The 10,420-nt window shown below is 65.8% G+C and carries 12 protein-coding genes; 1 reads left to right on the plus strand and 11 read right to left on the minus strand.

Annotated features, from left to right (window positions below; translation table 11 throughout):
- Positions 1-59: 59 nt before the first annotated feature.
- Positions 60-1,832, plus strand: coding sequence for a type VII secretion protein EccE (gene eccE, locus BJ987_RS01515; RefSeq protein WP_209883968.1), 1,773 nt, complete (start codon positions 60-62; stop codon positions 1,830-1,832).
- Positions 1,833-1,883: 51 nt separating this feature from the next.
- Here the strand turns inward: eccE and BJ987_RS01520 are convergent, their stop codons facing one another.
- From BJ987_RS01520 to BJ987_RS01570, 11 genes are all read right to left on the minus strand, one after another.
- Positions 1,884-2,180: a hypothetical protein gene (locus BJ987_RS01520; RefSeq protein WP_209883970.1), complete on the minus strand. Its 297-nt coding sequence runs from the start codon at positions 2,178-2,180 to the stop codon at positions 1,884-1,886.
- Between the two features lie 27 nt (positions 2,181-2,207).
- A complete protein-coding gene (locus BJ987_RS01525; RefSeq protein WP_209883972.1) occupies positions 2,208-2,501 on the minus strand; it encodes a WXG100 family type VII secretion target in 294 nt (97 codons plus the stop codon).
- Positions 2,502-2,591: 90 nt separating this feature from the next.
- Complete coding sequence (locus BJ987_RS01530; RefSeq protein WP_209883974.1) at positions 2,592-3,380, minus strand: ESX secretion-associated protein EspG; 789 nt, start codon at positions 3,378-3,380, stop codon at positions 2,592-2,594.
- On the minus strand, positions 3,377-4,363 hold the full coding sequence (locus BJ987_RS01535; protein WP_209883976.1) for a PPE domain-containing protein: 987 nt from the start codon (positions 4,361-4,363) through the stop codon (positions 3,377-3,379). Before BJ987_RS01535 ends, BJ987_RS01530 begins: the two co-directional genes overlap by 4 nt.
- Positions 4,364-4,379: 16 nt before the next feature.
- Entirely contained in the window at positions 4,380-4,676 is a 297-nt protein-coding gene (locus BJ987_RS01540) for a PE family protein (RefSeq protein WP_209883978.1), read from the minus strand.
- 12 nt (positions 4,677-4,688) lie between these two features.
- Positions 4,689-6,041 carry a hypothetical protein gene (locus tag BJ987_RS01545; RefSeq protein WP_209883980.1) on the minus strand — a complete coding sequence of 451 codons (1,353 nt, stop codon included), beginning with the start codon at positions 6,039-6,041 and terminating at the stop codon, positions 4,689-4,691.
- Entirely contained in the window at positions 6,041-6,364 is a 324-nt protein-coding gene (locus BJ987_RS01550; protein ID WP_209883982.1) for a type VII secretion target, read from the minus strand. The genes BJ987_RS01545 and BJ987_RS01550 overlap by 1 nt, the downstream gene beginning before the upstream one ends.
- 142 nt (positions 6,365-6,506) lie before the next feature.
- Complete coding sequence (locus BJ987_RS01555; RefSeq protein ID WP_245365764.1) at positions 6,507-6,818, minus strand: YbaB/EbfC family nucleoid-associated protein; 312 nt, start codon at positions 6,816-6,818, stop codon at positions 6,507-6,509.
- A 1-nt stretch (position 6,819) separates the two neighbouring features.
- Entirely contained in the window at positions 6,820-7,134 is a 315-nt protein-coding gene (locus tag BJ987_RS01560; RefSeq protein ID WP_209883983.1) for a hypothetical protein, read from the minus strand.
- Between the two features lie 94 nt (positions 7,135-7,228).
- Positions 7,229-8,014: an ESX secretion-associated protein EspG gene (locus BJ987_RS01565; protein ID WP_209883985.1), complete on the minus strand. Its 786-nt coding sequence runs from the start codon at positions 8,012-8,014 to the stop codon at positions 7,229-7,231.
- A 14-nt stretch (positions 8,015-8,028) separates the two neighbouring features.
- Positions 8,029-10,215 (minus strand): cell envelope integrity protein TolA, encoded by a 2,187-nt coding sequence (locus tag BJ987_RS01570; protein ID WP_209883987.1) that lies wholly within the window; start codon positions 10,213-10,215, stop codon positions 8,029-8,031.
- Between the last annotated feature and the right edge of the window lie 205 nt (positions 10,216-10,420).

The raw sequence follows: 10,420 nt of genomic DNA on the forward strand, positions 1-10,420 counted from the left end.
GCTCCATTGCCGCCGTCCCCCGGTAGCGAAGTGCGTCGAGTTCGGTCCATTATGTCCGCATGGGTCCCACCACAGCCGACGGCGAAAATCGCGAAACAGCGCCGCAGAGTTCACCCGCCCCGTCGGCTGCGCCACCTGCCACTCCCCTGCACTCCCCCTACTTCTGGTTGTTCCGAATCCTGCCGTTGCGCTGGGTAATCCCGGTCGCGCTGGTCGCTGTCCTCGCCTCGCTGGTCGCCGTGATATTCGATGCGTCGGTGTGGATCGCGGCCGGGGTATGTGCCGGTGTGCTCATCCTGGGTCTCGTACCGCTTCCCGGGCGCAAGTCGCTGGCAGGCTGGGTGGATGAGGAGTTGACCTTCCGTTGGCGAGCATTCCGCAATCGTTCGGCAACTGTTAATCAGGCCCCGTTCGACGTCCCGCTGCCCGAGGGCGGCACCTACGGCATGCGGTGGGACGGTGCGCGCCTGCTGATCATGCTGCGGGTCGAAGCGCATCCGCGCACCGTGACGCTGTTGAGCCCGCAGTCGCTGATCTCCGACGACATGATGCCCCTGCCCGAGATCGCGCACTGCCTCAACCAGTTCGACATCGAACTGGCCTCCATCGACGTGATCAGCACCGGTGCGCGCACGGCCGGTCCCGGGCGGGTATCGCATCTCTACGAGCAGATCCTGGGCCCGCTGCCCGCGGTGGCGCACCGGACGGTGTGGGTGGTGCTGCGGCTCGATCCGCTGGCCAATGCCGCCGCGGTGGCGCGGCGCGGGGGCGGGGCTACCGGGACCCTGCGCGCGGCCATCGTGGCCACCCGGCGAGTGGCGAACCGGCTTGCCGCCCAAGGCATTTCCACCGTCGTACTGTCGGCCGCCGAGATCACCGCGGCGGTCAACCAGCTCACCCGGCACACGCCGCTGGAGGAGTTCACCGAGACGGCGCACAGCGTGCAGCGCGAGGGTATCCACTACACCACCTACCGGATGGCGCCAGAAGCGCTGGAGCCGCGCGGATTCGCCGCGGTGTGGTCGACACCCACGCTGGCGACGACGGTGACCATGCGGCTGCAGCGGGCCGCGCACGCGCCGCGCGAGGACAACGCCCAGTCCCGCGCCGAGGACATCGAGGTGACCGCGGTGGTGCGCTTCGACACCCGGGACAAGCCCGCCGATGTCCGAGCCGAAGGCCTGGTGCCGTTGCCCGGCAAGCAGTTCCGGGCGCTGCTGTACACGCTGCCGATCGCCGAGCGGGGTCGGCAGTTCAACCCCGAAAGCTATCTGGGCAAGCCGGATTCGCTGGCGGCGCTGCCCATGCCGATCGCCGGGTGCGGACAGTTGATCGGGGCCGACCCCTCCGGTCAGGGTGTGGCGCTGCCGCTGGTCGGGCATCAGGTGCGGCGGGTCGAGGTGATCGGGTCGCTACTGGTCGCCCAGCAGATGATCCTGCGAGCCATCGCGCTCGGCGCATCGGTCGTGGTGCACACCAACCGGCACGATGCCTGGCGGCAGATGGTCACCGACGTCGGCGTCCCCCAGTCGCTCACGGTGGCGGCGTGGTCCGCCGCCGGACAGCAGGCCAGTGCGCACCGCTTCGCGAATGTCGTTGTCTACGATGGCATTCAGCCGTCGGGACACCACTCCGACGCGACCACCGTGCTGCTGCGCAGCGCCCCCGCGGTGGTGGATGACCATTTCGATCCGGATGTCACTCTGGCCGAGGACCCGGAGACGGCGAACCTCGTCACCGTGCGGACCGCCGGGGTGACCACGCGCGTGCACATGGTGGCCACACCCGATGAAATGCAGTATCTCCATACGGCTTTGGCCGCGGCCAGATGACGAAGACCCCGGCCGCCCGAGGGGCGGCCGGGGTCCTGCGACACAGCCGGGTCAGAAGGAGTTGTAGACCTTCTTGTCGGCGTCGAAGGCGTTGGTGAACGCGCCGTCGATCGCGGTGCGCAGCGCCTGCAGCTTGGTGTGGGTGTCACCCAGCTCATCGAGCAGGCTATCGGCCTGGGTCTTGAAGGTCTCCAGCGCCGAGTTCTCCTCCCACGCCTTCGCGATCAGCTTGTCGCGCGCCGCGACGAACTGATCCTTGTACATGTCCAGGTCCTTGTAGTACCCATCCATTTCGCTGATGAGCCGATCCTGGGTAGCCCTGTCATACTTCATCCGGTCGTCGACCATGGCGTGAACTCCTCTCGAGAAAAATCGTCAGATCAGGTTGGTCAGGGCGTCGACGTTGGCCGGATCGACCGCCTCGAGAGTCTTGTTGCCCTCTTGGATGGTCTGATTCATCACATCGATCTTGCCGTTGATGCGCTCGGTTTCTTCCTGCCAAGCGGTCGAGGCCTTCTGGCCCGCGACGTAGGCGGCACCTTCCCAGCCCGAACGGGCCGCGTCGAAGGTATCCTGAACTGCGCCGATGGTCTTCTTGATGCCGGCGACCGCCTCGTGGTACTCCTCGACGACGGCGGCGGCTTCGGCTGCGGTAAAGCTAGTGGTCATTGTTCACCTCTTCTTTTCGGTGGTTATTTCGATCATCCGCTGCGCTGTCGCCGCGGTGGTTCGGTCGGTTCGTGAGTTCCGATGCGTTAACTAGGGCATCCACCTTCCTCCGGGCAGAGTCTCGATCAACGCCGTAATCGCCTGTGCGATCCGGTGATCGGTACCCGGGGTGAAGGTCGACCAGACCCGCAGGTCCGGCGCAGCGCCGGGACTGGCGGCGATGCGACCCCGTGAGGTGTCGTACACCGCTACCGCTCCGGACGTTCTGGTGGTCACGCCGTCGTCGTAGGCGTAGGCGACGATCTCCGCGTGCGCGTGGCAGCTGGACATGGCCAGACCGAACTCGATGGCGTCGCGTTCGGCCACACCGCGGCCGTAGAAGACGTTGGCGTAGTCACTGGAATTGGTTGCCTCATCCAGCCTTTCGCGCAGCTCGTCGAGGGGTGCGCTGATGCTGGGGATGGTTGCGGCCGCGGACCGGCCGAGCAGCTCCAGCACCGGTCGCGCCAGGGCCTCACCGCGGCCGTCACACCATATGGTGCGCACTTCGAAAGTGTCACCGCATCTGGTGGCGACCGCGTGCTGAGCCCCCTTGCGCACTACGCAAACCTGGCGGACGCCGGACTCGGTGTAGATCCGCGCGGCGAGTTCGCGCTCGGGGTTGGACAAGATGAACAAGGCGTCGGCGAGGTCGGTGGCGACGTCGTCGTAGGGGGTGACCAACCCCGCGGCTCGCAGCTCCGCGATCGCCGCTTCCCGTGCGGCCTGCCAGGCTTCGACCGAATCCTGTTGCGGGCCGACGCCCAGAACGAGCGGAAGGGTCTGGACTCCGAGCAGGTCGGACACCGCGAGCAGCCCGTCGTTCGTCATCGTGGTCATGCCGCCCCCGGTGCCGTAGCTCTAGGTGCGGGCTCGGCCGGACCGCCGAGAACCGGTGGGGCGGCGGCGAAACCGGCTTCCACCTCGAACGGCTTGTCCGGCTGCGCCGAGGCGGCGCCGGCGCGCACGGTGCGCTCGTCGTCCTGCATGCCCGTCATCGGCGCCATGGTGGCGGGCGTACCCATCCGGTTCGCGGAAGACGAATCGCCGGCGACCGGGGCCGATTCCACAGGAAGGGGTTTCGGTTCGGCGGAGGCGGCGGCCGAAGCCACCGCCTGCGTCGTGAACGCGGATTTCGCTCGCGGTGGCGGCACGGCCCGGGCGAGCGCCGAGGCCAACGAGGCGGGCAGCGCCGTCGACGGCATCGGTTTCGTCGTCGGCCGGACCTCGTTCGCGGCTCGCTCCGCTTCCAGAGCGGCGTTGTTGGCGATCACCGGCGGCGTCGACTGCGTCCACGGCGTTTCCAGCGGCTTGGTCGCCTCCTCGTAAACGCGCATGACCCGGGCCGCATTGGCTTTGGCCATATCCTGTTCGGCGTTGATGTCGGCCGCCGCACCCACCAAGGGTGCGCCCAGGCCCACGCCGATCGCCTCTACCGTCTTCTTCGCCTGCTCCAGCGCGGCGACCTCGGTCACGTGCGGCATCGCCAGCTGGGCCACCTGATAGGCGAGCGCCTGCGCGCTGGTCTTGGTGGCGTTCTGGGCTGCCGAGCCGGCCGCTTCGAGCAACCATTCGCGCAGCTTGGTGATCCGGTCCAGGATCTCCGGACTCGTCTCCGAACGCCAGCTCTCGCCGATGGCCCTGATGATCTGGTCGTATTCGACCACGGCGCCACCGAAACTCGCGCCGAGCCGCGTCCACGCCGCAGCCGCTTCGGCCATCGGCACCGCGCCTCGGCCAGTGCTGAGATCCTGGGCCAGTTTCTCGGTGGGCCTGGCTTCCCAGACCACACCGGTGAAGCCGGGGACCGGCGGTTCGACCATATTCCCCCGCCTCGCGCTAGACCGAAGACCCGAGACCAGCGACGTTCTCGGTGTCCATCGCCAGCAGCTGCTGCGACTGCGAACGCAGCGCTGCCGCCAATTTGCGTAGCTCGAGAACGCCCGCGGTCGCGGCTTCGTCATAGGAGGCCGCCACACCGCGCAGAGTTTCCGCCGCTCGCTGCGAAACCTCGTCCAGCCCGGCCGCTTCCACGGCAAGAGCGGGTGTGTTGGCTTTCAGATCGGCTTCCAGCCGGTCGGCGAGGGCGTCCAATGCGGTGGCGGACTTGACTGCCCCGACGCGATCGAATTCCATGACGTCCTCCTATCAGAGGGTGAGTGCCTGGTCCGGCGGTTCGTTGTTCAGTCCATCGACGGCCGCGGCGCCGACCACCGGCAGCGAGGCGCCTTCGATGTCGCCCACCACCTCGTTGCCGTGCTGTGCCGACACCAACTCGTCGCGCAAACCGGCGGCGCCTTCCTCGGCGCCGCGCGCCATGCCGGCCGCCGCCATCGGCGACATCGGCATCATGCCCGGCGAGCTGGACGCCGCGGTAGTACTGGCGCGTGCCGCCGAACTGGCCCCGGCTTGCATCGCCGAGGAGGCCGGACTGGCGGGGTTCGTGCCCGCCGCACCGAGATTGCCCGCGGTACGACCATCCACCCACGGGCTGAGCTGGCGGGCCGCGGCGGCCAAACCGCCGCCACCACCACCGATGCCACCGCCACCGCCGCCCGCGCCGGACTTGAGCGCGCTCTTGTCCAACTCCGCCTTCGCGAGCTTCTCCGTGTCCTTTTCCTTGGTCAGGTCTGGGGACGTCACCGGATTCAGTGTCTTGTGCAGGGAGACGGCCGATTCCATGCCTGAGGAGACGGCGCTGGTCAGCGTGGGAATCATCTGCATCAGCATCGACAGCATCTGCGTTTGATCCATGCCCTTGGGGGCATTGGTGACCGGAACCTTCTGGCCGGTGGCCGTCATTTCCGCGCTGTGCGCAGTCAGCTCGGCGCGTGTCTTCGCGACCACCGCGGTGGCCTCGGCCATGGTCTCCACTGTGGCCGCGACCAGGAACGCCTGACCGCCCGGCGTCGCCAGCAGCGGCAGCGCCACGGTGAGCTGAGCCATGTACTTGGCGATGATGGCCGTCATCAGCGCGCCGCCGGTGAAGACCGAGCTCGCGGCGGCGGTGACACCGGCTGACTCCTGCGCGGCCTGGGTAGCGACGTTGCCGCCGTCCTTCTGCGCTTCCTTGCCCTTGTTCTCGGCTTCGGCCGCGGCCTGGCTCTGCCACATCTGCATCGCCATCGTGAGCGCCGTGCCACCCAGCTGCACCACGGTCGACACGACGCTGGAGACCTGTGACAGCACCTCGGTCGGATCGACGACGGGCGCGGCGGCGGGCTGCGCGGCCGGATCACCCGTGGCGGCGGGCGCGGCTGCCGGAGCCGGGAAGATACCGGTGCCGAAGGTGGCGGCGAGATCCGTCAGCGGCTTGGTCAGCAGGGACAGGTCGATCACCGGCAACGGCGGCAGCCCCGGAAGCGGCGGCAGCGGCGGGATTTCCGGCAGCTGAGGCAAACCCATGTCCTTGAGGACATCGTTCACCGGCCGGTCCAGCGTCGGGCCCAGCGCGCTCTCGCGCAGCATGCCCAGCACAGACTGATCGACCAGGTCCGACATCAGGCGTTACCGGCCGCTGCGATGTCGGCGCCCGAAAGCGCGTCCGTCCCTTGGTATTCCGTGGCGGCCTGCTGGCAGGTGACCGCCGTCATGCCGTGCACGTAGGCGAGCTCGGCGACCGAGGTGAGGTGATTGGCCTGCGCGACCGCGAAGGAAGCGAGGAAATCTTGACCGATCAAACCGAATACCGGGATGGCGGCGGCCATGGTGGCGGCCTGGTTCACCGAGCCGGCGGTCGCGACGCTGGCCGCCATCTGCGCGGAGGCGGCGGCGTAGGCCCGGATCGCATCAGGTTCTGCGGCCACATTAGGCCAGGGATTCATGTCATGACCGTGAGGCATCGGAAACACCCTCTGCGAGAAAATGATTGGTTTGTCTGGCCCGAATCTACCGGATCATGTGATGTGCTGCGCAGTGAATATTCGGGTCAAAACTCTTAAGGGAGAGTAAATCTTAGGTGTCACACTAGGTCTGAGCTGCGGATTCTTCATTGAACTCGGTAATGAGCTCGCCCATCCGGGCCATCGCCTGGGCCGCCGCGCGGTGCGCCGTGGAAACCACGGCCTGCTCGAATTCACCGGGCGACATCCGCGACACCGCACCGGTGAATCGCAAGTCCCGCAATGCACCGCTGCCATCCACTTCGACGGTGACCGCGCCGTCCTCGGACGTCTCCCGCTCGCGGATCTTGGCCATCTCGTCACCGAGATCGCGCAGCCGGTTCAGCACCCGATGCGCCCGCGCCTCGATCTCGTCCATCACCGGATTGGTACTCATATCAGGCGTCCCTCAACCAGCTCTGCGGCTCTTCCTCGTACTCTTCTTCCTCGACCCACTCCTGGGCCGCGACATCTTCCGGCTTCGGCAGCCCGGTCAGATTGAGCATCTCCGTACTCAAACCCGCCTCCTGCAACTGCTCCCGCCGCGCCAGACCGGCCCGGTTCCCCGCCTGCCTGCACAACCGCATGATCTGATTCGCGAGCTCCGTGGGATCGCGCCGCAACTCGCCCGGCTCGATCGAAATGGCCAGTGGCAGACCCTGTTCGGTGGTCTTCACCGAGATGGTGCCACTGAAGTTCGCCGCTGTGGACATCGCATCATCCCCTTATCGCTTGGTGATCAGTGTAGAGGGATTCGGCCGAGCAGCATGCCGGGAGAACGAGGGGCATCGTCGTATTCGTGCGCTCTCACGCGCTGTGTGTCAGTCGCTCGTCTTTGATCGCTCGGATAATTATCGCGATCTCGGCGTTGATCATGGCCGTGAACCGTGTCGCGTCGGCCGGCTGCGCGATCGGCGGCGCTGCCGGTGCGATTACATACCGGCCGTCATCCGACAGATCGCGCCACTCGATCAAACGCCTGGTTTCACCCCGGGGACCGAAGATCGATCGACCCTGAAATACCTCGATCGTGCCTTTCAGCGCCGGAACAGCGCTTTCGAACTTCTCGGCAGCCACCGACGCCGAGCTGGAGGCACCGTACGGGTCGTCCCATAGTCCGGAAGTCCCGACACTGTCGTCCATCTCGTCGTCTGCGGACATCGACAACTTGATCGGGCCGCTCTTCCCCGCCTGGACTACGGGCAGCTGCGCGACCACCGCGCGGGCCAGCGCCAACGGATCGCATTCGGTGACCGTGAAGCCACCGGCGTGCTCGAAAGTCCGGCCCGGCAACTGTTTCACCAGGTATCCACGGTCTTCGCGCCGCACCGCCAGCCAGCGGATCCGGCTCTCGATGCGGCGATGATCACTCGGGTCGAGCGCGCGCACGACCAAACCGAGATCCGGACTCAGCACATCCTCGGCCATCCGGTTCCGGCCGTGGTCCTCGGCCGCGCGCCAGCTTTCGCGAATACTGCGCAATTCACGGAGATATCCCTCATGGGTCGGCAGATCGCTGATGAAGGTGAACGGTTGTGGGAGGTTGGCGCCCTTGATACGGGACCACAGCGCCATGAACTCCAGGTCAGTCAATTTCCACGTGCGATTCACTTTTCGACCACCGGCCTGACCACCTTCGGCGCCTCACCCAGCAATTCGTCCAGGTGCTTGTCGGAATCGAGGTAGGCCGGGCGCTTGTAGCCCTGGTTGCCCGCGCCCGCACCCTGCCCTGCCGCACCGGCCGGGCCGGGGGAACCGGGCGTTGTCTGCATCGGCGAGGCGGCACCGGCACGACCGAGGGCACCGAGACCGGTACCGGCGGCCGTGGCCGCGCTCGCGCCCGCGCGTGGAAACAGTTTGGCGGCCTCGGTAAGTCCCAATCCCTTCGCCAAGGAACTGGGACCCGGCCCAGGGCCGCCGAGTTTGGATGCCAGGTCACCCAACTTGGGCATGCCGGAATTGTTCAGTGCGGACTGCGCGCCGGTCATCGCGTTCTGAGCAGCCTGCTGAGCCGCGGTCATCGCCTCGGTCAGGCCCTTCTGCCCACCCGAAAGAGCTTCCTGCACAGCCTGTTGCGCCGCCTGCAAGCCTTGCTGTGCTGCCTGCTGCGCGGACTGCGCCGCTTCCCTCGCGGCGGCGGAGGCCTCCTGCTGCTTCGCCCGCTCCTGCGCCTCCCGTTGCGCCGCATCCTGTTTCGCGGCCGCGTCCTTGGCCCGCTGCTCCGCCTCGGACTGGCGGCGGTCGTTCTCGGCGCGCTGCTGCTTCTCGTACGCCTCTTGCTCTTTGGCGCGCCGCTCCGCCTCCTTGCGCATCTTCTCGTCCCAAGCCGCGCGCTGCTTTTCCGCGTCTTTGGCCTTGTTTTCGGCGTCTTGCTGCGCCTTCTTCTGCTGCGGGGTCAGGCCGCCGCCCGGCTTACTGTTGGCCGGACTTCCGCCAGGCGAACCGCCCGGCATGCCGGGCATGCCCGGCGTCCCCTTCGCGGCCTTGAGTTCATTCCCGTCGACTTTGCCGTCGCGGTTGGTGTCCTTGGGGTCGAAGTCCTTTTCGTCGACCTTGCCGTCTTTATTCTTGTCGAGCGGATTGAAATCCTTGTCATCGACTTTGCCGTCTTTATTGATGTCCTTGGGGTCGAACTGGACGGGCTGCAGGCCCTCGAAGGCCGCGGTCGGATAACTGAGAGTGGGGATTTTATCGGCCGTGAAGTCGATGCCACGGATATAGGTCTGCTGGAAGAGGCTCTGACGGTCCGACAGCCAATAGTTTCTGTCGAGTTCTTCTTTGGGCATGTCCGGCGCCCAATATTCGGTGTCTTCCAGGAAGCCCCGGACATAATCGAGGATAGTCTGCGTCTGTTTCGCGGTCTGAGCCAACGGCTCGATGGATTGACCATACTTCGAGAGCGCATCCTGCATCGCCTGAGCGCCCAGGCCCTCCCACTTCGATTTGCCGTTTATCGCGCTTTCGACCTTGTTGCCGAATTCGACCTTGAGGGTATCCAGCTTGCCACCGATGACTCCCCAGTTCTTGGCGACGCCCTCGATCCACGACCAAGGCTTGGAGTGTTCCAGGTATTTACCGTTCTGATAAAGACCATCCCACCCCGGGGCGGTTTCAGCGCCGATCGAGGTTTTCTCGTATGCGGCCGCCTTGATATCCGGCTGCTCTCTATTATCCTTTACTTTATATGGATCATCTTTACCGACGTTGGAGTCATTGTTGTAGATGGTATTGCCGTCTTTATCTTCCTTGCCTGTATTGTATTTTCCGAAAGTACCGTCGCCCCACTGCTCGGTGTCCAACTGAGTGGTGGGCTTGATGGTGTCGTCTTTCGAGTGTTCCGCGGTGGGTGTCGACAAGGTTTTGCTGTTGATCAACTCCAACTGCCGACGAAGTTCTTCGGCGTTGCCGTCCTCGGCGTTGGTCATGTTCTTACCCGCGGCGACGACCGTGTCCAGCATGTCATCGAGGATCTTCGTATGCGCGTCGAGGATGCGATACATTTCGACGCCCTGCTGACCGAACTTGCTGGCCATCGCATGACCGGAGTGCAGTCCGGCCTTGACATCAGCGAAGTCCGGCACCCATTGGATCATTTCCGAGGTTCGGCGCAACGCACGCATATGTTCCCGGAGATCCGAGATGGCCTGGCCCAGCTGGAGCGCCGACTGTGGGTCGAACTTGAGCCAATCCCGATCGCCGCCGGCCCGATTCGCCAGATCACCCCAGTGGTTGGGTACCGGAAGATCCGGGGGCAACGGCTTCGACGGCGCTCCATCGTCTTCGCGTGGTGGCATGCCTCGTACTCCTGCCTATCTCCGAAACTCCGGGACTGTCACGCCCGCCCGGTGCGCGCTGCGTTCATCTTGGCACGTAATCGACCACAGAACATCTGCTCAGCGCAGATGACCGTGCCACGCGAATGTCCGAGCGTTCGGGCCATTATCGCCCCTCCGTTGATATCGGAACACGGTGGCGCACAATGAAAGTCCTAAGGAACGG

This window comes from Nocardia goodfellowii (genome assembly GCF_017875645.1).
Classification (GTDB): domain Bacteria; phylum Actinomycetota; class Actinomycetes; order Mycobacteriales; family Mycobacteriaceae; genus Nocardia; species Nocardia goodfellowii.